Source organism: Staphylococcus piscifermentans (assembly GCF_900186985.1).
GTDB lineage: Bacteria > Bacillota > Bacilli > Staphylococcales > Staphylococcaceae > Staphylococcus > Staphylococcus piscifermentans.
Map to the genome: position 1 here is coordinate 2523053 of NZ_LT906447.1, position 24831 is coordinate 2547883.

Here is a 24831-nt window from a genome sequence, read left to right on the forward strand (position 1 = left end):
ATGGCAAAACAACCAAAATCAAAATTACGCCGTCTTTCTAACGTTTTGAATACAGTAGGATTCGGTATTGAAATTTATAACACTTATATTGCACGTTCTAAGAGTCGTAAATTATCACAAGTCGGCTTAGCAATTAATGTGGTCGGAGGCATTCTTGATTTCTACACAGCATTGAAATCAGGCCGCTTCTTAACTAAAGTCTTCTCATTCAGCAACTTAATAGCAGTATTCGCAACATCTTATAATCGCTTCAAAGAATTGCGCAATAACTAAGCGATAGGAATTGAGAAAGAAAGAGGGACTCGGATATAATATTGTCCGAGTCCCTCTTTTTGAACTAGCAGCAGCTATTTGAACAATATTATAGTACACTCCTTTATAATCAGTCTAGCAGCCTATTTCTTATTCAAAATAAACCACTTATAATGATGATTAAGCAAACTGAAAGAGAAAACGAGGAGGTACATCATGGAAATCCACATTACAGATGAAGCTTTAAATTGGTTTAAAGAAGAAGTTGATTTAGAAGCTGGAGATAAAATTAATTTCTTTGTGCAAACATATGGAAACAGCAAATTACATGATAACTTTATGCTAGGATTTAAATTTGATCCGAATGATAAAGAAGCTGCAGCTGAAATAACTGTTGAAGATATTAGTTTTTATGTTAATGAATCTGACGAATGGTTCTTCAAAGGTTACGATTTATATATTAAATATGATCAAGAAAAAGACGAAATCGATTACGATTTTAAATAAACATAAAACGGATATTTGACTGAGAAAGGTCAAATATCCGTTTTATTATTCTCTATCCATTTTAAAACAGCTGGTGCAATATGTTGAGTATCGCGCTTTGATATCCAACACAAATCAGTAATTTCTCCAGCCGGGCGGAGTTCGTCCCAATCAATTTCATGAAGTACTCTATAACAGTTCAGCTCTGTCTGTGCATTCTTTTGCGGGTACGCAGGCCCAATAACTGTCCCGATATATTCTACTTCTGACGGGGAAAGTTCAAGGTTGAGTTCTTCTAATATTTCACGTATGAGTGCTTCAATCTGCGTTTCGCCTGGATCTATCTTACCCCCGGGGAAATAATATTTTGCACGATTATGTGCTTGGACTAAGAGAATTCGTTCTTTAGTTTCTGCTACGAGGCAGACACAACGTATCATCTATAATATGCTCCTTTCTAGGTCTTATTTTTAGCTAGTATATCAAACTTTTTATATCTACTTCCGCTTAAATCTGATATAATCACGTTAGATAGTGAATTAGTTCACAAACTCATAATCGGATATTCAAGCATACTATGAAAAGACATCCAGGAGGGAAACATTATGAAAATTGAAGTTACAGACAAAGCTTTGAAATGGTTTAGAGATGAATTGGACTTAGAACCGGGTGCTAAAATTAATTTCTATGTTCAAACTTATGTACACACAGGGTTGCATGAACATTTTACAACTGCTTTCAAAGTTGAGCCGCATGATAAAAATGCATCCGCTTCTATTACTGTTGACAGAATTACTTTTTACATTAATGAATCTGACGAATGGTTCTTTAAAGGACTTGATTTATTAGTGGATTATAACGCTGATATTGATGAAATCGTATATAAAAATACACAATTATAAATGTTTGAAAGATAAGAATTGTCCCGACTCTTCCTATTGAGAGCGAAATCCATCATTCTTTTTTCCAAACTCAAAAACCCAGAGGCAGAACGCCTCTGGGCTTATTTTTCAAAGTCTATGAATTAATGAATATAATTAAAGTAGCCTCGTTGGCTTGCTGGAATTGTACGATAAGTTGCAAAGCCTGGACCTGCTGAATAGTTCATTTCAGAGACAGTTATACTGCCGTCGCCATTCACACGTTCTACGAAGGCAACATGTCCGTAGTATCCGGCATCTGATTGTAAGATAGAACCTACTGTCGGATTATGATCAACAGTGTATCCATCTGCACGTGCACCATTATCCCAGTTATTCGCATTCCACCAGTAAGTACTAATGCCTTTACCGGTTTGAGCGCGGCGGTTGAATGCGTGCCATGTACACTGACCCCAATCATATAAATTTGAATGATTGAAGACAGGAGAATAATAACCACCGGCACCTGTAGATGCTGCAGGTGATGGAGATTTAGTCACTGCGGCTGTAGAGCCTGTAACTTTTAACTTTTGACCAGGGAAAATCAAGAAACTATTTAAACCATTTAAATTCATGATATTTTGATAAGTTGTATTATATTTAGAAGCAATCAAAGATAAAGAATCTCCAGGTTGAACGGTATAAGTTGAACCCGTTGCTGTATTTGTTTGCGTTCTTGTTGTATTGTTTGAAGCTGCTGGTGCAGATGCTGTACCAGATACTTTCAAGACTTGGCCTGGATGAATCAAGAAACTGTTCAATCCATTAAGTTTCATAATGTTTTGATAAGACGTCCCGTATTTAGAAGCGATCAGTGATAAAGAATCACCTGCTCTTACCGTATAAGTTGAACCGCCTGATGCAGATGAACTGCCAGATGTGCTGCGGTTCGTTGACGTGCTTGTCCCTGATACCTTGATAACTTGATTCGGGAAAATTAAGTTAGAACTTAAGTTATTAAGCGACTTTATATTCGCAATAGATGTGTTGTAACGCTGCGCAATGGACCATAAAGAGTCTCCGCTTTGAACGCGATGTGTTGTTGCTGCATCGGCTGCTCCTGCAGTTGCTATTGCAGAAACGGCTCCTGTCCCAACAACGGCAGCTATAATTTTCTTTTGCAATGGAAATGCCTCCTGACAATTTTATATTCTACCTATCAGTTTCACGTTCATCTCTCGCTTTGCCCTTGCATGATGAACCTGCTGATAATCATCTCTCTTTTCCACCTATACACTTAATTATTATACACATTGTCGTGTTACTTAATATGTTTATTAGATGACATTTAGATTACAATTCATTTTTCTACTTTAAAAAACGCATAGAGTAAGCGCTTTCAAACGTGTTAAATCAACTATACGGTGTACCTGCCAAGCGCCGCTTCGAAAGTTTCATAAACGGTCGAGAAACTTTATTATCAGGTATTATTTTTAATTTCTAAAGTCTTTCTCTTTTATTTTTTAATAATTTTTACAAAAAGCATACCTTTTATTTACAGTTAAATTGTTAAAATGAAGTTATACAATTTTTCTGAAAAATCGATGATGATACGATACAGATGAATTGTATATTAATTTAATATACGAGGAGGATATTCATGCAAAAAGCACTTCTAAAAACTTTGTTTTTAGTTGCAGTTTTATTTGTATTGTTCCATGTTTCTGCTTTTGCAGCCGAGAATGCGGTCCAGCCTGCAGAGCAGTCAACTTTGACAGCACCTGTACAACCTTCCACATCTTCGGAAAAGACAACAGTTACTACTAAAGATACAACTGCTGAAGCGAACACGACAGATAATAACACTGCGACAACCACTCAAAAAACAAGCAGCACTGTAAATACTGTGCCCTCTCAACAGGAGAATCTTGCAGAAGCCAAGCTCTCTTCAGAGGTTTCTTTTTCTGAAGCCGCAGTGCAGCCGAGTGTGAATACAACATCTGCTCCCGCTACAGAGCAGCCGCATACTGAGCAATTATCAGCCTCAGCTTCTGAGCCGCCTGTCCAGACACAACAGTCAGCTCAGCATGCGAAAATTCTGCACACTAATGATATGCATGGCCGGATTTTAGGTGAGGAGGGCCGTGTAGTAGGTATGTCTAAATTGAAGTCTATTAAGAAGGAAGAACAACCGGATTTAATGTTGGATTCTGGTGATGCTTTCCAAGGTCTGCCAATTTCGAATAATACGAAAGGCGCAGATATGGCGAAAGCAATGAATAGTGTCGGCTATGATGCAATGGCAGTCGGCAATCATGAATTCGACTTTGGTTTGGATCAAGCGGTGAAATATAAAACACAATTAAAGTTTCCGATTCTTTCAGCGAATACATATAAGGACAGAAAATTACTCTTTGACCCTTATACAATCGTGAAGAAAAATGGTATCCGCTACGGCATTGTGGGTGTGACGACGCCTGAAACGGCAGTCAAAACGCATCCTAATAATATTAAGGGTGTAACATTTACTGAGCCGATTCCAGCAGTTCAAAATACATTGTCACAAATCAATAATCAATCTGATGTCTTTATCGTGTTGGCGCACTTAGGAGTGGATAATTCTACGAAAACAGCATGGCGCGGAGACACGTTAGCCAATACGTTAGCTCAAGATGCACGATTCAAAGGTAAGGAAATTATAGTATTGGATGGCCATTCGCATACGGTAATCCAAAATGGCCGCATCAACCAAAATACAGTATTAGCTCAAACAGGAACAGCTTTGGAAAATATTGGCAAGGTAGAGTTCGACTATTTAAACGGTGTGGTTTCAAATGTACGTGATTCGTTGATTAATGTGAAAGATACTGCCGAAGTAAAGCCTGATGCTGAATTACAAGAATTGATGGATGAGGCAAAAGCGAAATTTGATAATCAAGTTTCAGAAGTGGTCATTCCGAATAATCCTGTGCAGTTTGCAGGTGAACGTGATGATGTACGTACTCGTGAAACCAATTTAGGAAATGCGATTACAGATGCTATGGAAGCTTATGGTGAAGATGGGTTCTCTCACTCGCCTGACTTTGCAGTAACCAATGGAGGCGGTATTCGAGCTTCGATTGATAAAGGTAAGAATGTAACCTTGGGAGACGTCATTACGGTACTTCCTTTCGGCAATACAATTTCTCAAATTCAAGTGAAAGGCGCAAATGTTCAAAAGATGTTTGAGCATAGTTTAAGTGCCCCTGTACAAGACGGCAAATTAGGAGCAAATGGTGGTTTCTTGCATGTTTCTAAATCAATCCGCGTCTATTATGACATTCATAAAAACCCAGGTTCTCGCGTATTGAAAATTGAAGTTCTGAATAAAAAGACGCATCAATTTGAAGCATTAGACCCTGAGCGAACTTATTATATGACAACTAATGACTTTACTGCTTCAGGCGGTGACGGCTATGATATGCTTGGCGGTCCACGTGAAGAAGGTGTTTCTCTGGATAAAGTCTTTGCGGATTACTTGAAGCATGCAGATTTAGATCAATATGCTGCAAACGATACCACACGAATTATTAATGGAAATCCTCCAGTCGCAGAGGATAATCCTTCAGCAGCTCATAACAATGAGCATGTTAATAATGCTAACATCGAGAATAATAAGAAAGATGATGGATCAGCTCCAACTACTGCAGATAATACAGGTATTGTTGGCAACTCTAATAGTTCTAGCAATAACTCTGTTGTCACTTTAAAAGACAGCTTAAAGCGTAACAATAATGCGTCTGGCGTGAGTCTTGGCTCGACAGGTAACGGCAACTCAGGTACAACTCATTCTCCAGACGGCAATATAGCTACTGTGAGTGATAGAACGCATGTAGCGAGCCATAAATCAAACGACGAGACGACACATGCTGTCCTAAATCACAAACATACCGCTACTAATAATGTTGTTGCCTTGCCAGCTTCACATTATAAAGATAGTGAATTGCCAGCTTCAGGACAATCTGAAACGTACAATTCACCTGTGTTACCGACAACACTTATCTTGTTAGGTATCGGTGTTTTATATTCAAAACGTAAACAAGATGAAGCGGCATAATGGAAGCGGGACATCACATTGTCCCGCTTCTATTCTTTTATCACGCATCAAATGTTGCTATCTGCATCTCTGGAATACCGAAATACTTCGACAAGAGCCCCTCATAATTGGCAGGTTTCACATCCAAGGCTTTCTTTTCCCCCTTAGACAAGATAGTAAGCTTTCGCTCAGTCATGGTATGACGACCAGTCTCAGTGGCTTTCGTGATGAGCAGGCCTTTCACAAACGGAGAATCGGGATGGTACTGGTTGAAGTCGATGCCGTCTGCGAAATCTTCAAGCGACTTCTCCTGATACAACGCTCGATATTGTATGTGCCACTCCTCTTCCGCTTCTGACCATTTCTGCACATCATAATGCTGTGCATCCGCAAAGTGTACCCGGTAAAGACCAGTCACATCACGCATTCCTTCTGCCGGACAAGTATGTAGCGGCATGGCAAATTTCGGCATGTCGCCAAAGCCGATATCGACGACATATTCCGTATCATCTACTGCCACAACTAGCGACATATGTGAATTCTCGCGTGCCCAACCATGCGGACTCATGACCGTCGCAGACATCGCACCCACCTTGTATCCATGATACTCTAAATAATGTTTGAAGAAATAATTCATTTCATAGCAGAAACCGCCTCGATGCTCATCCACCACCTTGTGCATCATCGCCTTATCCGTCAACGCAAGCGGCCAGCCATTCTGTACATTGATATTCTCAAACGGCACCTGCAGCATATAGTGGCGGATCAACATGTTTAACGTCGCTAAATCTGCAGCTTTCTGTTTCGTATCCACCTTTAAATAACGGTCCAACTGTTGAAAATCTGTCATCGCAAAGCCTCCCTTTTCTCTACTCTTACAAAAGTTGAATAATATGTTTCACTATCACAAAACTAACGATTAAAATAATAACGCTCGATACTTTATTCAATATCACAATGTATCTGCCTGTTTTATCGACAGAACCTAACATTCGGCCTGCAATCGCTAAGAAGATGAACCACAGCCAGGAGACAGAGACGGTTGCTATTGTGAACAAGACTTTATCGAGTCCATTATAAACTGAAGCGCTCGTTCCAATTACGCCGATAGTATCCATAATGGCATGTGGATTCAGTAATGAAACAGATAGCGCGAATCCGACTTGTTTTCGCGCGCTCATCGGCTCGAAGTTCTGCAATTTGTCAGGCTTCTCTCTCCATAATGACCAAGCCATATAGAGCAGAAAGATAAGTCCGACGATGTATACAATCAGCTGCAATACCGGTAGCGACATTAAAACCAACGACATGCCTAAAATGGCAAGTACAATTAGCAAAGTGTCGCATAATCCAGCTGTTATAATTACCGGCAGGGCATGGATCCATTTCTTCTGATTGGCCCCTTGGTTAAAAACAAAGACATTTTGTGCGCCTAATGGCAAAATCAAACCTAGAGCAAGTAGAAATCCGTGGATAATCGGCTGCAATCTAAACATCTCCCTATTTGATAGAATTGTTTTCTATTCTACACAAATTTCTAATCATTCTCAAAATAAATTTCGCATCAAAAAAGCGCCTACCTCATCGGGTAAGCGCATTTCTACCTATCTATATTAGTTCAATTTATCTAATGCTTGTTTTAAATCAGCTACAATATCGTCTGTATCTTCAATACCTACTGATAAACGGATGAGTCCGTCTGCAATGCCTTCTTTTTCACGTACATCTTTAGGAATTGAAGCGTGTGTCATAAGTGCTGGTACAGAGATTAAGCTTTCAACTGCACCTAAGCTTTCTGCTAATGTGAAATATTCAGTCTCACGAATCACTGCTTTAGCAGCGTCGACATCTTTCACGACAAAGGAAACAACGCCTGTGTGTCCAGAAGCTTGGCGTTCTTGCACATCATGATTCAAATGATCTTTCAAGCTTGGGTGGAAGACTGCTTCCGCATTTGGATGTTCTGATAACATTTCAGTGACTGCCACAGCGTTGCGGCTCACTTGATCCATACGTAATGCCAATGTTTTAATACCGCGAATCAACAAGTAGCTGTCTTGAGGTCCTAAGATACCGCCTGTTGAGTTTTGAATGAAGCCGATACGTTCAGCTAATGCTTCGTTATCAGTCACAACTAATCCAGCGATAACATCACTGTGTCCGCCGATATATTTAGAAGCTGAATGCAAGACAATGTCAGCACCTAAAGCTAATGGATTTTGGAAATAAGGTGACATGAATGTGTTATCCACTACTGAAATCAAGTTGTGTTTGCGTGCGATATCAGCTGAAGCTTGGATATCTGTCACACGTAATAATGGATTAGATGGTGTTTCGATAAATAACATTTTAGTTTCTGGTTTAATTGCTTTTTCAATATTTTCAGTGTGCGTTGTATCTACGAAATCAGCATCAATACCTAAACGGCTGAAGACTTTCGTCAACACGCGGAAAGTACCGCCATAGACGTCAGAGTTTACAACGATGTGATCACCTTTGTCTAATAACATCACAACTGCAGAAATAGCTGCCACACCTGAACCAAATGCGTAACCGAAACGTCCGCCTTCTAAGTCAGCAATTGTGCTTTCTAAAGCTGCACGTGTAGGGTTGCCGCTGCGTGAATATTCGTATCCTTCACGTAAATCACCAATATCATCTTGTAAATAAGTGCTTGTTTGATAAATCGGTGTTGTTACCGCACCTGTATAATCGTCAGTGGTATGTCCGCCATGAACCATTTGTGTTTTCTTTTTCATTATCTCTTTCGACTCCTTTATTCAATAGGTTTGAAAAATACTTTATTTGCTTTGATAATTAAAAATTGCTTTCGACATATAACGGTCACTGCCGTCTGGGAAGATAGTGACAATAATCCCCTTGTCGATACGTTGCTTTATTTCTAAAGCACCTTGCAATGCAGCCCCCGATGAACTGCCGGCTAAAATACCTTCTTGCAATGCGAGTTGTTTAACATTTTTGAATGCATCTGCGTCACTGATCGTTAAAATTTCTGAGACTAAATCTTTTTCCAAGAAGCCCGGCCATTTTTCAGAACCGATGCCTTCCGTATCATGCAGATGTCTTGGCCCGCCGTTCAAGATGGACCCTTCAGGCTCGATCAGAATGTTCTGAGCGTGACGTTCTGATAAGCCTTCAGCTGTTCCTGTAAAAGTACCGCCAGAACCGACGCCGGCTACGAAATAATCGAATTCCGGTAATTCCTTCAAAATTTCTTGTGCCAACGTGTTGCGGTAAGCACCTGGATTGTCCTCTGTTTCGAATTGGTTAGTGTAATACGCGCCATGTTCTGCCGCATAAGCTTTAGCAGCGTTCTGTGCACCAATCATCCCATCATTTTGCGGTGTGCGGATAACTTCTGCACCTAACGCTTCCATAATCGCTATCTTTTCAGCTGCAAAACCTTCCGGAGCATAAATCACACAATGCAAACCGTAATGATTGGCTGCAATAGCTAATCCAATTCCGGTATTACCAGCTGAAGCTTCTACAATCGTATCGCCACGTTGAATTTGTCCGCGTTCCATTGCTTGTTCGATCAGATATTTGCCTAAGCGGTCTTTCACACTGCCGCCAGGATTGTACTGTTCTAATTTCGCATAAATCTCAACGTTGTCATCGCTGAACGATTCCAATTTGACTAGAGGGGTATTGCCGATTAAATCAAATGCAATCATGAGTGTCCTCCCCGAGAATTCCAAGCAGAATGGCCCGATTCCATTCTCATTTTGAAACTCTCCCTTTATTCCTACTATACTGATATGGATTATAACCCATTAGGGCACATATTGCAATTAAGCTATTTCTATTTATTTTCTCTTATAAAAAAAGAACAGAAGAGGAAATGTTGTTGAGTTTTCCCTTCTGTTCTGAAGCTTCTATTTAAATAATTGCATAACAAAGACTAACAATATGACTGCGGGCAAAATATATTTTACTAAGTAATACCATGGCACAAAGAGTTTCAACTTATCTCGGCCAAAGACACTCTCCAAGTCTTTCTTTTTCAACAACTGGCCTACAAAGAGGGTGGTTGCCAATGCGCCTAAAGGCATCAAGATGTTGGATACGAGGAAGTCCATGTTGTCGAAGATGCTGCCGGCGCCGAAATGAATACCGCTTAAGCTGCTGAATGACAGGGTCGCGGGTATGCTGAGCAAGAAGACGAGCACGCTGCCGATGACTGCAACTTTGGTACGTTTGCGGTTATCGTTCTTGGTAAAGTTGGAAACGTTCAATTCGAGCAATGAAATGGATGAAGTCAAGGCTGCGAATAAGAATAAGATTAGGAATATCAGGTAGAAACCTGTTCCGAAACTCATTTGTTCGAAGACGCGCGGCAAGACTTTAAAGAGTAATCCGGGTCCTTCTTCTGGTTTGTAACCGAATGCGTTGATGGCCGGGAAAATTGCCAGGCCTGCAAGCAAGGATACGATAATATTCATAATGACGATGGACAGCGCGGATGTTTTAATAGTCATTTCCTTAGGTGCATAACTGGCATAGGTAATCATGCCGGTTGTACCGAGTGACAAGGCGAAGAAAGATTGTCCTAGAGCAAAGAGTACACCTTGCATCGATAAATCTTCCATGCGCGGTTCTAAGATGAAGCGTACGCCATCTGCTGCGCCATCTAGTGATAATGATTTAATTACAATCAAGATCAAGAAAATGAAGAGCAAGGGCATCATTACTTTGGATGCTTTCTCTAAACCATGTTCGACACCCAACATCACAATGACCATAGTAATTAAAATAAAGATACCTTGACCCGTGATAGTATACACTGGATTGCTGATAACTTGGTCAAAATGAATATCTGCAAGTAATCCGCTTCCCAATCCGACCAGCTGCATGGCTACTTGTGCAATATAGATAATAATCCAGCCGCCGACTACACTATAGAAGCCGAAGAGCACGAACACTGCGAGATTCCCGCTCCAGCCGATAATATTGGTCCACTTCTTACCGGAAAGCTTTCCAAAAATAGCAGTGGTATAAGTACGGCCGAGTTTTCCGATGGTGAATTCCATAATCAGTAAAGGCAGTCCGATAAATATTGTAAAGATTAAAAACATAAGTAAGAACGCGCCTCCACCGTATACTCCTGCCATATATGGGAATTTCCACATGGCACCGAGTCCGATTGCGGAGCCCGCGCTCGCTAAAATAAAACCAGTTGACGTTTTCCATTGTGATTGTTTAGACACTTCGTTCATCCTTTTCTCTCTGTATGTGATATCCGCATTAGGGTTGAATTAATAATAGAATTAAACCGTTCTGATTGTGAACTGCTTAATTTAAAAAGTTGATTTCCCGACATTTACTTTAAAGCGTTAAAGCGTTTAAGTAATTAAGTAAACTATATCACAATTTCAGCACTTCAGCAACTGTGCTTTTTGCTTCTGAATCCTCTTCCCTCCTGTCATCACAAGGCTCAGACAAAATAAAAGAGATTGCGCCATAGTAATTGGCCAACCTCCATATGGTTAATCTATATGAAATTAATGCTATGATTTATTGATTTTCTTTTACAGTTTCATTTAATTCGAATAAGGAATCTAACATATTCGCAACATCTAATTTTAAAGTTTTACGGCGATAGCTGAGTTCATCAAAATAATTAATAAACGTCGTGCGGATAAATCCACTTTCCATGACACCCAATACTAATTCACGATATTCTTTAAAGGAAACTTCAATATCATTCGCTTCATAATAACGTTTAAAAACGTCATCTAATTCTTCATGCAAACCTGAAACCCCTTCATATAACTCTTCTTTAAATTCATCTGGCGCTTGTGTAAATTGCAAATACAAACGTAAATAATTAATATCTGTTTTAAATACAGTATCCAAGATAAATTGTTTTAAATTGCCTAAAGTCAATGTGGAAGCGCTTTTATTTTTCTGTACTTTAATCACACGGTCGAAATAATCAATACAACGTTGAGTACACTCACGATAAATTGCGGCTTTGCTTGGGAAATAATAATATAAGCTTGCTTTCTTTATATCTACACTTTTAGCTAATTCATCTAATGTACAGCCGAAATAACTTTTCTGTGCAAACAGTTCAATTGCATTATCTATAATTTCACTTCTCAATACGGAATTCCCCCACTCTTCTCTCGATTTGAAAATGATGCTTGTTTCAAGTCTATCATGTTTACACAAAAATATTACCATTATTATAAAAATTCCATTAAAATATGAAATTCTTTATTTATCCATTAACTTAACTCAATCATTTTATAGCTATGCCTTCACATTGAATAATGAGATGAATTAAATGCATTTAAAAAATAGATTGTTTATCACTATTTTTATACATATTACGCTATTAGACTATCTTTGTAAATTATTTTTACGAAATTATTACCCTTTACACATAAAATCCACAATTCTTTCGATAATGGCTGTTTTATCTGGGCTGTGCGGCATGAGGTGACCCGCATTTTCGAAACACTCGACCGTTTTATCTTGCACATTTAACAATTGCGCTTCTATTTTAAAGGCACTTTCACGATAAGACGGTTCATCTTTCCCGCCATATAACAATAATGTCGGAACCTGAATTTTATCCAATTGCTGCATCGTTTGATCCGTAAAGCCTTCAAAACGTATCGCTCCCGAACGATACTCCGGTACATGCGCCATTTCTTCTTCCTGTTCTTCTGCTGTGCATAAAATATAATGCTGCAAGCGCTCGCCATAAGCAGTCAAACGTTCCAATACACCCGCTTCTTTCTTCTCATAAGGTATAGACATACCTACCACCCGACCGATTTCAAACCGCTCAGCCAATTTCAGAGAAAAGATACCGCCTAACGACACACCGATTGCATCAATCTGCTCATAACCTTCATTGCGCAAAAATTGATACGCTGCTTCAACATCCATCCACCAATCCAAAATATCATGGTGGACAAATTCAGACACGGGTAAGCCATGCCCCGAATAACATGGCGCATAACACGTAAAACCCTCCTCATTCAAAGTTTCAGCAATCGCTTTGACATCCTGGACCGTACCCGTAAACGAATGCAGCAGCAACACTGCACGTTCGCCGCCCTTCAAATAAAGATCTTTTGGTGCTTTGACATTCAACATAACAATTCACTCCCGAGTATTCTTATCTGTTATTGTACAACCTTTCCAGAAGTTCCACCATCTTACAACCTTTTTTATGAAAAAAAGAGTACCTAGAAAGCGCCTGACCGCTTAAAAGATACCCTTAACTTTAATATAGATGCGACTTTGCCTGTTCTTCCTGGCGAATACGCAGATTGCTATATGGAATTAACAACAGCGTCACAATGTATGCGTGCGTCAACAAAATCACACCGATTAATTCAGGAATAATGTTTAAAAAGTAATTGGGATGCTTAATATATTTAAAATCCAGATAGGACCTAGAGTTAATAGAATTAAATCAAAAAGAGAAATGCCATCGAACTTCAGATGATGAATTAAAGTAGAAAATAAATCACGGTAATTATAGAAGATCCATCAAATAAAAAACCGTATGTATTTATGAAGATAGGGATAAAATCATCATAAGAGCATACGGTAAAGAATTGAGAAATTTTGAAGTGTCGTCTTTGGAGTTGTACGAGTCATTCTCAATTTTATTCAACTGAGAGAGATATTATTCTATTAGGAGAATATTGTGACTGTTATCAAGCGATGCTCGATATTCTTTAGGAAGTGAAGAAATAATATCTACTTGTGAAAAACTTACGCTGTCGATAATACGCTTAATCTCTGATACAGATGAAAATACTATGGTGGTTTCTAGATGAGCAGCTGATTCAATAGATGTAATAACTATTCTGTTGTAAGTCTATGATGCAAGTCATGATGATTTCTGTGTATACGGATGTTCAACTTTGTTTATCAACACCATTTATTTTACTAGCAACTCTCGTCGATGCCCATTAATTAAAGTTAAATAAAAAATTAAATATAGTTAATAATTTAAATTTAAAGTTAACTAATCCGAGTGGATTAATATCCTTTTAAAAATACAAAAGTGCATATCATATAGGTTTAAGGGTATGAATACTATATAATGAAGATACTTATTGAAAGTATGGAGGGATGATCGTGGTTAAGAGAGTTTTAATTGTTAATACAAGTACAGATTACTTTGCAGATTCAAGTGTTCCAACAGGATTATGGTTAGGAGAACTTGTCCACTTCTATGATTTACTGCACCAAAACCACGTACAAATTGATATCGTGAACATAAAAGGCGGTTTAACGCCGATTGATCCCGTGAGTACGTCACGTTTAATGTTAGATAAACTTACCAAGAAATATTTAAATGATTATACATTTATGACATTATTGAAAAATTCACCTTCTATTAAAGAAGTGACACCTACCGACTACAACGCTGTTTATTTCACTGGCGGTCACGGTGTAATGTATGATTTCCCAGGAAATCCAGATATTCAGCGTGTTATTGCAGCTGTCAGAGAAAATGGCGGCGTTGTTTCAGCTGTGTGTCATGGTATTTGTGCTTTTCTCGACTTTAAAGGACGTGATGGACGTTACTATGTCGATGGCAAACGTTTAACAGGCTTCTCTAATTTAGAAGAAAAATTAGCGAACCGCAAAAAATTAGTACCCTTTATGTTAGAAACCAAATTAAAAAATGAGGGTGCAGATTACAGCAGAGGTTTCTTGCCGTTTCGTCCTTACGTCGTGCAAGACGGCCACCTCGTTACAGGTCAAAATCCACAATCGCCTAAAGCGGTAGCTGAAAAAGTATTAGAATTATTGAATGTGAAATAAGTAACCTTAAAAACAAAAACCGCGCCGGCAGGGCTCAAAACTTTCGTTTTGAGCCCTGCCGTTTTTTATCATTGAAAACCTTTACAAAACCTCTGAAAAAAATGCCCTCTCAAGCTTGTGCCCGCTCTCCCGTCTTTTCTTTTCCAAAAATGAAGGTGCTTTAAAACACGTTGACCTAACGTGTAGGTTCGGCCGTGAATCTAAATAAGGAGGTCGGTTGGACATGAGATGTCTTTATCGAAAGAAAAATTTAAAAATAAATTGTTTAAAGCCCTATTGTAGTAAGTATTATAGAGAATTTCAAAATTCTCCTCAAAGTGACTTTTCGTGCCTATATCTCTTTTGTATCATAGTGTTAGCGAATTGAGGTGAGGATTACGGAACAGGCATATCGTATTTTAAATATTTACACAAGACTCGTACAACGACAAACAGTAAATAAATCTGATTTGGCTGAACGTTTCGATGTGAATAAGCGCACAATTCAACGTGATATTGATAATTTAAGGAATTATTTGTTTGAGAATGGATCTTGGCAAACGCAGATTTTATATGATGCTAAAGCTGAGAGTTATTATCTCAATCGTCCTGATTTAATTAATCCTAAAAACTTTCGTCATTATCCTAAAATCTCTGTCACCTTTGAAATGACATTAGAAGTTTTTGATAAACTCCGCCCTTATTACACCTCAGAACTGATTCAACACAAAGCAGAGGATGTGGTACTTGTTCGGATGCGGATACCCGAACCGAACGCACTTTCTCTCGTCTTTATTTACCATTCTCGTATTCGGGTCATTGAACCTGCTTCTCTTCTTCAGAAGGTCGTAGATGCGATGTTAGAGATGCAAAAAACATATTTAAATCAAGAAATCAAAACAAATTCAGGAGGCACAACTTGAAAAAATTAATCCCTGCACTTTTGATTGCAGCTCCGCTTCTTATAGCGGGGTGTGGCCAAAGTAATAGTAATGAAAAAGAATTCGATAACTTATAAGGAGGTTACTCATAATGTATTGCAATAAATGCGGAGCTAAATTAAATTCAAATGATGCATTTTGCGCTCAGTGTGGTGCACCTATCGCATCTAATACACAAACCGCCACGTCTTCCGCTTCTTCTGAACTTAATATTTGGCAGAATTACCAAGCTTTTTGGCGAAACTTTATTAACTTTAAAGGTAAGACAAAACGGACACCTTTTTGGGTAAGTACGATTATTAATATTCTGATCACAACTCTATTATTAATTATCGGTATTACTGGTAGAGACGAATTAACCGGACAAGCGTCTCCGCTATTATATATAGCGATATTCTTTATCATCGTAACACTCTGTCCTCAACTCGCCATTACATATCGACGTTTTAACGATGTAAAGAAGCGCAAGTGGAGCATTTGGGTAAGTCTTATTTTACCTATCGAGCCATTTTTTGAAGTATCTAGCGGTGCAGGTAACCCTATCGCATCGTTGCTCTTATTAGTAACAATCGGTTTATTTATCTACAATTTCACCATTTTAATTTCACCATCAAAGGAGCGTGCTCAACAATGAAAAAGATATTTACGATTCTATTTGCACTTGTTTTATTTATGACTTTAACAGGATGCGAAAAAGATTTTAAAGATAAAAAAGAAGTTTCGATTAAAGATATTATCAACGATGAACACGAACATGTGATTTGGGCAACAGGCGGTGGCGGTGAGCATTCTGGATATGTTTCGCAAATTATTTTTACAAAGAACGGCAAAATCAAATCCATTCCAATTAATCAATCAGCTGAAATGCCCACAACCTTCCTTGAAAGTAATACCCCTTCTGAATTAGAAGATAAATTGAAAAAAGAAAACGCTTCTAAATATAAAGAAGCCAAATGGCAAGACCCCGCCTACATCGTGATTGAAAACAGCGACAATAAACCTCTTGTCACTCTATGGTAATTAGCAATAAAAAAGGAATGAAGGACCACGACACAAAATCCGTAGACCGTGTTATGGAAGATTTAAGTAACAACGAGAGTCACTTAGCATACTCGGAAACGAGCAGCGGCGGCACTCAATACCCTACAGACAAACCTAAAACTTACGGCACATTTACTTTCGATCCTTCTGTTGTGACTGGCAGTGATGACACTGATAAATCATTAGGTTTCACTACTTTATTAGAGAAAGATCAGAAATTGGTTCCATTATCTAAAGACGATTTGAAAAACGATAAGAACGTCTATAACTTTAGTAGAAGCGAGCTTGAAAATTAATAGAGTGTATACAAATAACCTAGGTAAAGTGGAGTTTTATTCTTTTCCCCACCCTCCTAGGTTTCTTTTTTAAGTGTACAAAGTATCTGTTGTAATTTCGCTGGTTTATAAGGATGCGAATAAGAAAGCACAGACAAAGTTATTAAACTTAAAGTCGAAATAAATATTCATTTCATATAATTACAATTTTGTACCAAAAAAAGAACGGGACATAATTTAATCCCGCTCTTGCTATTAATATTAATTGATTTCTACATAACCCGTATCTGTATCTACCTCAACTTTATATTTGCCTTGTCCATATTTTTCAGCTTTCAATTGAGGTTGATTCACTCTGACTTCACTGCCGTTATCTTCATCAGTATGATTAATGAGTTTCGTATTTTGAGGTGGTTCTGTGTAATTCAATTCAATATCGCCAGTATCTGAGTCTGCTTTAATATTAGCGTCTCCCTTAATTGAATTAATAGTAATGTCGCCAGTGTCACTTTCAGCTGTTATATCTTTGAAATGCGTTTTAGCCAAGTCGATATCTCCTGTATCATTGACTAGGTTCAATTGGCTGATATCACTATTTCTAAATTCAATATCTCCTGTACTTGCGCTAGCAGTGGCTTGTTTAGCTTTCAATCCTTTTACGGTAATGTCAGTTGAGTCATTATATAATTCTGCTGTTTCTAGCATGCGATCCGGCACTGTAATCGTAATGTCTGAAGCCTTGATATCTCCGATGTTGAAATTGATTTTTGAACCTTTGTGTTTTTCTTTGACAATCAATGTACCGTCTTTAATTTCACTTGTTACTTCTGTTTTCTTTTTATCTCCGCCTGCCGCTTCAACTTTAAAATGTTTACCACGTTGCACTTTAACATCAGCCAACTGACTATTTACTTTCAACTTTTTAATTGCAGCATCTTCTTTTTGATAATCCTTTACGTAGTGGACAGGCGTTCTTGGTTGATTTGCAATCTTTTTAGCTTCAAAAAAGGTTGCTGAGCCAAATCCGATGAACATGAGCAGCCCGACTGTAAATAAAATGATTAATATTTTTTTCATGAGCGTGCACTTCCCTTCACAACATCGATATTCCATCTGAGATATTTCATGAATAAGATGAAGCTCCACTTACAAGCTAAGTACGTAATGACTAGAAGCATTAATCCGACACCGAATAAAGCAAAGACTGAGTAGATATCCAAAGGAATGATGGTACCGAATCCGTCTATGAAACCTTTTACTAAGAGTAAAACAGGCGAAACCAGAAGCGTGGCAGTTGCTGTGATTAGTCCAAAAAGGAGACCAATCAATGTAGTCAGTACTACCATGACTACAAAGAAGTTAAGAATGCTGAGACCCATAACTGCTAGTACGGCATTTGTCACATGATTAGGATTTTTAGAGCTCTCTGCTTTATCCATTGCGGCAGTGGCACTCATTTCACGGCCGATATATTTAGGATTACCGAGTTCTTCAGCAATTTCATCTTCTGATTTACCAGCTTCTTTACCGCTGATAAAGTGTGTTTCATATTCGTCTAAAATATCGCGTCGCTCTTCTGGAGTGACTCTTGTTAAATAGCGATCTAATAATCTCAAATATTCTTGTTTACTCATCGGTTTCACTCTCCTTTATAAACAAATTGACAGCATCGGTGAAATCTTTCCATTCTGCTAGTAGCGACTGAAGACGCTCTCTACCTTCTTCAGTAATTTTGTAATACTTACGGGCAGGACCTTCTGTGGATGGTTTGAAATAAGTGGTTAAATAACCTTCTTTTACCAGGCGGCGCATAAGCGGGTATACCGTACCTTCCGCGATTGCGATGCGAGGTGTAATCTTTTGGACTAAGGAATATCCGTATTGATCTTCACCTTTAATGATGAGTAATACTAGAAATTCCAATGCACCTTTTTTAAATTGTATATTCATCGCATTACCTCCAATATACATTACTCAGTACTGTGTAATGTTCACTAGTTGTTATCTATAATATAGCATGCAGTATTAAACATTACAAGGTACTGGTTAATAAATATATGTATAAGTTGTGTCAGATATTCTGTCTAAGCCATCAACCCTGCTATTAAAGCTTTCTAAGCATTAAAAAATCGTTGCTTCGGCTAACCCAAAACAACGATTGCTCCCTTATTCTACTTATCCTTCAACTTTTTCAGTATTCCACACTTCTTCTGCAATACTTTTCACTAAACGGATCTTAGCCCATTGCTCTTCTTCAGTAAGATTGTTGCCTTCTTCAGTAGAGGCAAATCCGCATTGGGTACTCAAGGCTAAATTTTCTAACGGAATATACTGGCTTGCTTCTTTAATTCGTGCAATGACTTCATCGCGGTCTTCGAGTTGGCCGTCTTTCGAAGTAATTAATCCTAGCACCACATTTTTACCTTCGGACACATATTTTAGCGGCTCGAACCCTCCTGAACGGTCTGTATCATATTCTAAAAGATAATTATCAACATTTTCTCTATCAAAAAGCGGAGTGGCAACGGAATCATATGCCCCTTCAGCAAACCATGTTGAACGGTAATTTCCACGACACACATGTGTTTGTACCGTTAAATCTTCAGGCAATCCTTCGATGGCTTTGTTGTTCGCTTTTACAAATACTTCTTTCAAACGTTCTTTCTCTTTCGCATCTCCATTTTTACCGTTAATTTCTGTTTGATCTCCTACTAATCTGCCCCAAGTAGTATCATCGAATTGGATAGTCCGTAACCCCTCGTCATATAAATCTTGGATGACAGTTTGATAAGCTTGTGCAATCGCGTCAATCAATGCATCATCTGTGGGATAGAATTTTCTAGTCGCTTCAATATTTTCTTTACGTGTCAGTTCAGAGAATAAGCGCGCTGGTGCCGGCACAGTTTGTCGTGCTTCAATGCCTTCTGGTGTGTGTGCTTTTAAAAATTTGTAGTGTTCCACAAACGGATGATGTTCTCCGCTTATGTAATTGCTTAATCTTGCTGTTTCAAAGCGAGATTGGACATTCGCAAACTCAAATCCTCCTGCATCTTTAATCGCCTCTACACCATTTAGTCCCCAAAAGAAATCTAAATGCCACCAACTGCGACGAAATTCTCCATCTGTAATGGATTTCAAACCATTTTCTACTTGTTTTGTAATGAGTTGCTTAATCTCTGCATCTTCTACTTTCGAAAGTGCATCTTGGTCGATTTCACTTGCTTCAAATTGAGCACGTGCTGCTTTCAAAGCTTCCGGTCTTAAAAAACTTCCTACAATGTCATATCTTAATAATTCACTCATGTTAAATCCCCCTGTTTTATTTATCTTGTCCAAATAACACGAAAAACCCCTATAAAGCTAAAGCTCTATAGGGGCGAAGAATCTATTTCCACGCGGTACCACCCGGGTTTGTATGCATCATAGCACACCTCTGAAAAAGCACTATTAAATATTAGTACTTCCGGCGATTATAACGCGCGCCACTACGTGTCAACTTAATCATTCAGCTAACAGATTCAGAGTCCATTTTCTATATTCTCAAATCACTTTTTCACACCACACAAAAGCTCTCTGAAGATTTTTAAATATATACTTTACTCATCTTTATCTTTTCGAATTATTTGATTAATGCTCATTGTATATTTAAAAGAATATTCTGTCAACTTTAAAATTAATAGAAGAGTTTGCTATTTTCAACAAACTCTTTATAACTTTGGTTCTATAATAATTCTTTCCAATTATTTTCATCTTTAACTCGAATGTTATGAGCTTCAAATAAAGCGACAGTCACTCCTATTCCTTTTTTTAATTCACCAGAGAGCGTACCATCATAAATAACTTTCGAGCCGCAACTAGGACTTCCAGCTTTAAGCACAACAGCAGTACAACCATATGTTTGAAGCACTTCTAGTGCCTTTAAAGCACCTTCCTTAAATTGTGCTGTCACATCTTCTCCAGTATTGGTTAAAACTTTTGCTTTATCATTCCATACACCTCTACCATCGCCACCTACAATTTCTGCAGGAGGTCTAGGTGTAGATAAACCTCCTAATACTTCAGGACAAATACTGATGGCTTTATGCTGTGTGACTAGCTCTTGCAATTCTTGATTTAACTTGTTTGAACCGTTATAACGAACATTTTCGCCAATTAAACATGCACTGATTGCTATCATAATATTTTATCTCACATTCTTATTCCTTCAACCATTCTTTAATCACTTCAATAGGCACCATTCCTCTGATTGAAGCTTTAAGATTGTTGATTTGTGCTTTTCTTCCCATGCTGCTCGCCATATTCATAGGTTTATAATTTTCCCAGTGTTCGAGTTCGTCCATCTTTTCTCTAATTTGTTGTTTGCTGAATTGTTTCATTTTATTTACCACCTTTATTATTTTTGGATAAATAAAATAGCCCTCCTTACAAGAAGAAGCGCTTCAACACATCTTCTTATCTTTCAAGTCATCAACTTGTTGGATTTAGCACGATACCGCAAAACGGTTGCTGCTGGAGTTTCATAGGGCCAAGTCCCTCCACTCACTCTTAATAAGAACTATTTTATTCATTTATAATCATACCGTATTCCTGTACTTTTTCAACTTATTCACTACAAAAAATAAGAGAAAGTCGAAAATTTCATTTATAAACCATCTAAACTATTTATTGTACAAAATTATGTTAAACTTCAAATATGTTCAAATAAAGGGAGATGTTTGATATGGGTACAATTTATACATACGAAGATAAGGTCCATCCGTCTTGGATTGATCATAATCAACATTTACATGACGCGCAATATTTCTCTATATTCAGCGATGCTGTAGTAGGCTTCTTTGCAAGTTTAGGATTCTCGATTGATTATCGTCAAAACCACGATACAACTATTTTTAATTTAGAAGCACATATTACTTTCATGAAAGAAATGGTCTTAGACGAAGAATTTAAAGTGGAAGTATATGTTTATGACTTCGACCATAAACGTGTGCACTTCTTCTTAAAAATGTTCAATCAAGATGGTGTACAAACAGCGGCTTATGAAGTCATTATGATGTGCATTAATAACGAAGAACGTCGCAGTGCTGAGTTCCCTGAGTTCGTGTATGGAAATATCGAAAAATATTATCAAGAACAAGGGGATTTTGAAACGCCGAAACAATTAGGACATCAAATTGGAATCAGACGTAAAAAATAAGGGAGCAGAACAGAAATAATATGATTTAAATTATTTCGTCGTTCTGCCCCGGCAAAGCTAGCTAGAATAGAAAAAAGCTTGGGACAAGCGCATTTTCTATTCAGTTAGCTACTGCCATTTCAAATGAGGAGCTGAGACATTATAATGTCCCAGCTCGTTTCATCTTATATTGCTTAGTTAAACACCATACCGCCATCAATAATCAATGCTTGTCCTGTCATGTAATCACTATCTGGTCCTGCTAAATAAGATACACATGCAGCGACATCAGATGGTTCTGATAAACGTTTCAATGCAATATTTTTAGAGAATTGTTCCATTCCCCATTCGTAAGGTTTGCCCGCTTCATCCGCAGTTTTTTGCGCGATATCTTCCATCATCGGTGTTTTCACAATACCTGGGCAATAAGCGTTCACTGTAATACCTTTGTCTGCTAAATCACGTGCTGCAGTTTGTGTAATTCCGCGAATCGCAAATTTAGTAGCACCATATAAAGCTAAACCTGGGTTGCCGACTTGACCTGCTTGTGAAGAAGCGCTGATAATTTTACCGCCATGTCCTAAAGATTCAAAAGCTTCTACTGCTGCTTGAATACCCCAGAAGATACTACCTACGTTGACATCAAATACTTGACGATATTGTTCATACGTAATTGTATCTAATGGTGTTTGCGGGCCTAAACCAGCATTATTTACAATCACATTGAAATCACCAAAGTGTTCTTTCACTACTTTTACCGCCGCAAAGACTTGATCACGATCAGCTACATCCACTTTGACTGCTAATGCTTCATAACCTTCATCGTTTAAACTTTGCGCAACGTTTTCAGCAGTTTCGATATTATAATCTGCAACTCCTACTTTAAACCCATCTGCTGCTAATCTTCGGCAAATGGCTTCCCCAATACCTTGCCCTCCACCTGTAACTAATGCTACTTGTCCTTTTACTTCTGTCATCTTGATGTCCAACTCCTTGTTGTATGAAATATGAATTCTCACTTATATTATAGTTTATTTTCTGAATAATCTCAAAATAATCCACAAAAATAAGCACATACAGTCCCTCATTACTGTATGTGCTTCTCATTTAAAAAATTATATTACTTTTTGGTCTTCTAAATATCGGATAATTTGTTCTACCGCTTCTTCTACCGAATTTTCTTCAGTATCCACGATGATTTCTGGTTGTTCAGGAGCTTCATATGGAGCATCAATACCCGTAAAGTTTTTAATTTCTCCTGCGCGTGCTTTTTTATATAATTGTTTAGGGTCTCTTTCTTCACAAGCTGCTACACTTGCTTTGGTATAAACTTCTACAAACTCGCCATCTTCTAAGATTTCACGTACATGGTCACGGTCTTCTCTATAAGGCGAAATAAAAGCCGTTAAAGTGATTAATCCAGCATCCGCTAGAAGTTTGCTCACTTCTCCAATACGACGGATATTTTCTTTTCGATCTTCAGGACTGAACCCTAAATTATTATTCAATCCATGACGGATATTATCACCATCTAAGCGATAAGAACGGACGCCACGTTCAAATAATGCTTTTTCTAAAGCAACACTGATGGTTGATTTCCCAGAACCTGATAAGCCAGTAAACCAGAGCACCACACTCTTATGGCCATTTTTCTCTTGCCGTTCTGCTTTTGTTACTTCTGAATCATGCCAAGTAATATTTTGCGATTTAACCATTTCCTTTAAGCCTCCCCATTTTGTTCTCTATGTCTGCGCAAACCACGAATCAGCACTTCTGCTACTTCAGGTCTTGAGAATTCTTTCGGCAATGGTTCACCGTTGCGTAGTTTTTCACGTACTTTTGTACCGCTTAAATGTACATGATATTTTTTATCATGCGGACAAGTTTTAGCTGTCGCCATATTTTCGCATTTTGTGCAATAGAAGGCATGTTCAAATTTCATAATATTAATGCCAAGTTCATCTTCATATTGACTAATGAGTTCTTGTGCTTCGTATGTACCATAGTAATCACCTACACCAGCATGGTCACGACCCACGATGAAATGTGTGCAACCGTAATTCAAACGTACAATGGCATGCAAGATAGCTTCACGTGGTCCTGCATAACGCATTGCTGCTGGATAAATCGCTAAACGCGCTCTATTTTCCGGGAAATAATTTTTCAAAATAACTTGATAGCTTTCCATACGTACATCTGCTGGAATATCATCCGCTTTCGTTTCGCCCACTAAAGGATTTAATAATAATCCATCCACTGTTTCTAGAGCCGCTTTCTGAATATATTCATGCGCACGATGAACTGGATTACGTGTTTGGAAACCGACTACTGTTTTCCAACCTAAATCATGAAACATTTGTCGGACTTCAATTGGATCTAATTCGAATTCTTCAAACTCACTATGGTCAGGACGGTTCACTAATTGAATCGGACCTGCTAAATAAACGTTACCTTTTTCATATACTTTTTTCACGCCTGGATGCGCTTCTTCAGTTGTTCCATAAACATTCTGCGCTTCTTTTTCTTTATCGTAAGTAAATTTTTCTTGTAATTCTAATACTCCATAAAGTTTGTCATCTTCACCATACAAAGCAATTTTGTCACCTACTTGATAAGTCTCAGCTTGTGCTTCAGTTACAGGTAAAGTAATAGGAATACTCCATAAGGTGCCGTCAGCTAAATGCAAGTTCTCCACCACATTCGTATAATCCGCTTCTCCCATAAATCCTGTTAAAGGGCTGAATCCGCCGATTGCAATTAATTCCAAGTCAGATAAACTCCATGCGTTCAACGTCAATTTCTTGAAAGAAGCCGCTTCTTTAATAAATGCTTCTCTTTCTGAACCTTCAAGTTGTCGGTTAATCAGTTCTCCACCATGAGGTGTGCTTGTATCCTTGATAATTTGAGTTGCTGTTGCCATTTTATC

28 protein-coding genes, 1 pseudogene, 1 riboswitch and 1 other annotated feature are annotated in these 24831 nt (G+C 38.2%); of the genes and pseudogenes, 10 read left to right on the top strand and 19 right to left on the bottom strand.

What is annotated here, in order from left to right; translation table 11 throughout:
* Both CKV71_RS11870 and CKV71_RS11875 read left to right on the top strand, forming a co-directional pair.
* Entirely contained in the window at nt 1-273 is a 273-nt protein-coding gene (locus tag CKV71_RS11870; RefSeq protein ID WP_095107010.1) for a hypothetical protein, read from the top strand.
* A 195-nt stretch (nt 274-468) separates the two neighbouring features.
* On the top strand, nt 469-759 hold the full coding sequence (locus tag CKV71_RS11875; RefSeq protein ID WP_095107011.1) for a HesB/YadR/YfhF family protein: 291 nt from the start codon (nt 469-471) through the stop codon (nt 757-759).
* A gap of 29 nt (nt 760-788) precedes the next feature.
* Here the strand turns inward: CKV71_RS11875 and CKV71_RS11880 are convergent, their stop codons facing one another.
* Nucleotides 789-1178, bottom strand: coding sequence for an NUDIX domain-containing protein (locus CKV71_RS11880; RefSeq protein ID WP_095107013.1), 390 nt, complete (start codon nt 1176-1178; stop codon nt 789-791).
* Between the two features lie 165 nt (nt 1179-1343).
* Here CKV71_RS11880 and CKV71_RS11885 point away from each other — a divergent pair, with 165 nt between their 5' ends.
* Nucleotides 1344-1640, top strand: coding sequence for a HesB/YadR/YfhF family protein (locus CKV71_RS11885; RefSeq protein ID WP_095107015.1), 297 nt, complete (start codon nt 1344-1346; stop codon nt 1638-1640).
* A gap of 122 nt (nt 1641-1762) precedes the next feature.
* On the opposite strand, the gene CKV71_RS11890 is transcribed toward CKV71_RS11885, so the two are convergent.
* On the bottom strand, nt 1763-2782 hold the full coding sequence (locus CKV71_RS11890; protein WP_095107017.1) for a LysM peptidoglycan-binding domain-containing protein: 1020 nt from the start codon (nt 2780-2782) through the stop codon (nt 1763-1765).
* Nucleotides 2783-3258: 476 nt separating this feature from the next.
* Between CKV71_RS11890 and CKV71_RS11895 the strand changes: the two genes are divergently transcribed.
* Nucleotides 3259-5694, top strand: a complete 2436-nt coding sequence (locus CKV71_RS11895; RefSeq protein WP_095107019.1) for a 5'-nucleotidase C-terminal domain-containing protein — start codon at nt 3259-3261, stop codon at nt 5692-5694.
* A gap of 40 nt (nt 5695-5734) precedes the next feature.
* Here CKV71_RS11895 and CKV71_RS11900 read toward each other — a convergent pair whose 3' ends face one another.
* From CKV71_RS11900 to CKV71_RS11935, 8 genes and pseudogenes are all read right to left on the bottom strand, one after another.
* A complete protein-coding gene (locus tag CKV71_RS11900) occupies nt 5735-6523 on the bottom strand; it encodes an arylamine N-acetyltransferase family protein (RefSeq protein ID WP_095107021.1) in 789 nt (262 codons plus the stop codon).
* Between the two features lie 25 nt (nt 6524-6548).
* Nucleotides 6549-7169 carry a LysE/ArgO family amino acid transporter gene (locus tag CKV71_RS11905; protein WP_095107023.1) on the bottom strand — a complete coding sequence of 207 codons (621 nt, stop codon included), beginning with the start codon at nt 7167-7169 and terminating at the stop codon, nt 6549-6551.
* Nucleotides 7170-7286: 117 nt separating this feature from the next.
* Complete coding sequence (locus tag CKV71_RS11910) at nt 7287-8432, bottom strand: trans-sulfuration enzyme family protein (protein WP_095107025.1); 1146 nt, start codon at nt 8430-8432, stop codon at nt 7287-7289.
* Between the two features lie 42 nt (nt 8433-8474).
* Nucleotides 8475-9371: a PLP-dependent cysteine synthase family protein gene (locus CKV71_RS11915; protein WP_095107027.1), complete on the bottom strand. Its 897-nt coding sequence runs from the start codon at nt 9369-9371 to the stop codon at nt 8475-8477.
* A 201-nt stretch (nt 9372-9572) separates the two neighbouring features.
* A complete protein-coding gene (locus tag CKV71_RS11920; RefSeq protein WP_095107029.1) occupies nt 9573-10904 on the bottom strand; it encodes a sodium-dependent transporter in 1332 nt (443 codons plus the stop codon).
* A gap of 307 nt (nt 10905-11211) precedes the next feature.
* Nucleotides 11212-11802, bottom strand: a complete 591-nt coding sequence (locus tag CKV71_RS11925) for a TetR/AcrR family transcriptional regulator (RefSeq protein ID WP_095107031.1) — start codon at nt 11800-11802, stop codon at nt 11212-11214.
* 270 nt (nt 11803-12072) lie between these two features.
* A complete protein-coding gene (locus tag CKV71_RS11930) occupies nt 12073-12807 on the bottom strand; it encodes an alpha/beta hydrolase (RefSeq protein WP_095107033.1) in 735 nt (244 codons plus the stop codon).
* A 130-nt stretch (nt 12808-12937) separates the two neighbouring features.
* Nucleotides 12938-13096, bottom strand: a pseudogene (locus tag CKV71_RS11935) (isoprenylcysteine carboxylmethyltransferase family protein); the annotation flags it as partial.
* Between the two features lie 701 nt (nt 13097-13797).
* Between CKV71_RS11935 and CKV71_RS11940 the strand changes: the two are divergent.
* The 5 genes from CKV71_RS11940 (at nt 13798) to CKV71_RS11960 (ending at nt 16753) form a co-directional block, all read left to right on the top strand.
* Entirely contained in the window at nt 13798-14496 is a 699-nt protein-coding gene (locus CKV71_RS11940) for a type 1 glutamine amidotransferase domain-containing protein (protein WP_167376375.1), read from the top strand.
* Between the two features lie 368 nt (nt 14497-14864).
* Nucleotides 14865-15398, top strand: a complete 534-nt coding sequence (locus tag CKV71_RS11945) for an HTH domain-containing protein (RefSeq protein WP_157738604.1) — start codon at nt 14865-14867, stop codon at nt 15396-15398.
* A gap of 109 nt (nt 15399-15507) precedes the next feature.
* Nucleotides 15508-16050 (top strand): DUF805 domain-containing protein, encoded by a 543-nt coding sequence (locus CKV71_RS11950; RefSeq protein ID WP_095107348.1) that lies wholly within the window; start codon nt 15508-15510, stop codon nt 16048-16050.
* Nucleotides 16047-16436: a hypothetical protein gene (locus CKV71_RS11955; RefSeq protein WP_095107039.1), complete on the top strand. Its 390-nt coding sequence runs from the start codon at nt 16047-16049 to the stop codon at nt 16434-16436. The genes CKV71_RS11950 and CKV71_RS11955 overlap by 4 nt, the downstream gene beginning before the upstream one ends.
* Entirely contained in the window at nt 16430-16753 is a 324-nt protein-coding gene (locus tag CKV71_RS11960; RefSeq protein WP_167376376.1) for a hypothetical protein, read from the top strand. Before CKV71_RS11955 ends, CKV71_RS11960 begins: the two co-directional genes overlap by 7 nt.
* Before the next feature lie 240 nt (nt 16754-16993).
* Here CKV71_RS11960 and CKV71_RS11965 read toward each other — a convergent pair whose 3' ends face one another.
* The 6 genes from CKV71_RS11965 to CKV71_RS11990 all read right to left on the bottom strand — a co-directional run bounded on the left by CKV71_RS11965 (nt 16994) and on the right by CKV71_RS11990 (nt 21108).
* Nucleotides 16994-17809: a DUF4097 family beta strand repeat-containing protein gene (locus tag CKV71_RS11965; protein WP_157738605.1), complete on the bottom strand. Its 816-nt coding sequence runs from the start codon at nt 17807-17809 to the stop codon at nt 16994-16996.
* Nucleotides 17806-18366: an HAAS signaling domain-containing protein gene (locus CKV71_RS11970; RefSeq protein WP_095107045.1), complete on the bottom strand. Its 561-nt coding sequence runs from the start codon at nt 18364-18366 to the stop codon at nt 17806-17808. The genes CKV71_RS11965 and CKV71_RS11970 overlap by 4 nt, the downstream gene beginning before the upstream one ends.
* Complete coding sequence (locus CKV71_RS11975; RefSeq protein WP_095107047.1) at nt 18359-18682, bottom strand: PadR family transcriptional regulator; 324 nt, start codon at nt 18680-18682, stop codon at nt 18359-18361. The genes CKV71_RS11970 and CKV71_RS11975 overlap by 8 nt, the downstream gene beginning before the upstream one ends.
* A gap of 225 nt (nt 18683-18907) precedes the next feature.
* Nucleotides 18908-20035, bottom strand: a complete 1128-nt coding sequence (locus CKV71_RS11980; protein WP_095107050.1) for a 5-methyltetrahydropteroyltriglutamate--homocysteine S-methyltransferase — start codon at nt 20033-20035, stop codon at nt 18908-18910.
* Between the two features lie 66 nt (nt 20036-20101).
* Nucleotides 20102-20348, bottom strand: a binding site (T-box leader).
* Between the two features lie 105 nt (nt 20349-20453).
* Entirely contained in the window at nt 20454-20909 is a 456-nt protein-coding gene (locus CKV71_RS11985) for a 2-thiouracil desulfurase family protein (RefSeq protein ID WP_095107055.1), read from the bottom strand.
* A gap of 19 nt (nt 20910-20928) precedes the next feature.
* Nucleotides 20929-21108, bottom strand: coding sequence for a hypothetical protein (locus CKV71_RS11990; protein WP_095107057.1), 180 nt, complete (start codon nt 21106-21108; stop codon nt 20929-20931).
* 73 nt (nt 21109-21181) lie between these two features.
* Nucleotides 21182-21287, bottom strand: a riboswitch (SAM riboswitch).
* 165 nt (nt 21288-21452) lie between these two features.
* Here CKV71_RS11990 and CKV71_RS11995 point away from each other — a divergent pair.
* On the top strand, nt 21453-21926 hold the full coding sequence (locus CKV71_RS11995) for a thioesterase family protein (protein ID WP_095107059.1): 474 nt from the start codon (nt 21453-21455) through the stop codon (nt 21924-21926).
* Nucleotides 21927-22099: 173 nt separating this feature from the next.
* Here CKV71_RS11995 and CKV71_RS12000 read toward each other — a convergent pair whose 3' ends face one another.
* From CKV71_RS12000 to sat, 3 genes are all read right to left on the bottom strand, one after another.
* A complete protein-coding gene (locus CKV71_RS12000; RefSeq protein WP_095107061.1) occupies nt 22100-22882 on the bottom strand; it encodes a (S)-acetoin forming diacetyl reductase in 783 nt (260 codons plus the stop codon).
* 138 nt (nt 22883-23020) lie between these two features.
* On the bottom strand, nt 23021-23620 hold the full coding sequence (cysC, locus tag CKV71_RS12005; protein WP_095107063.1) for an adenylyl-sulfate kinase: 600 nt from the start codon (nt 23618-23620) through the stop codon (nt 23021-23023).
* 5 nt (nt 23621-23625) lie between these two features.
* Nucleotides 23626-24825: a sulfate adenylyltransferase gene (gene sat, locus CKV71_RS12010; protein ID WP_095107065.1), complete on the bottom strand. Its 1200-nt coding sequence runs from the start codon at nt 24823-24825 to the stop codon at nt 23626-23628.
* Nucleotides 24826-24831: the final 6 nt, after the last annotated feature.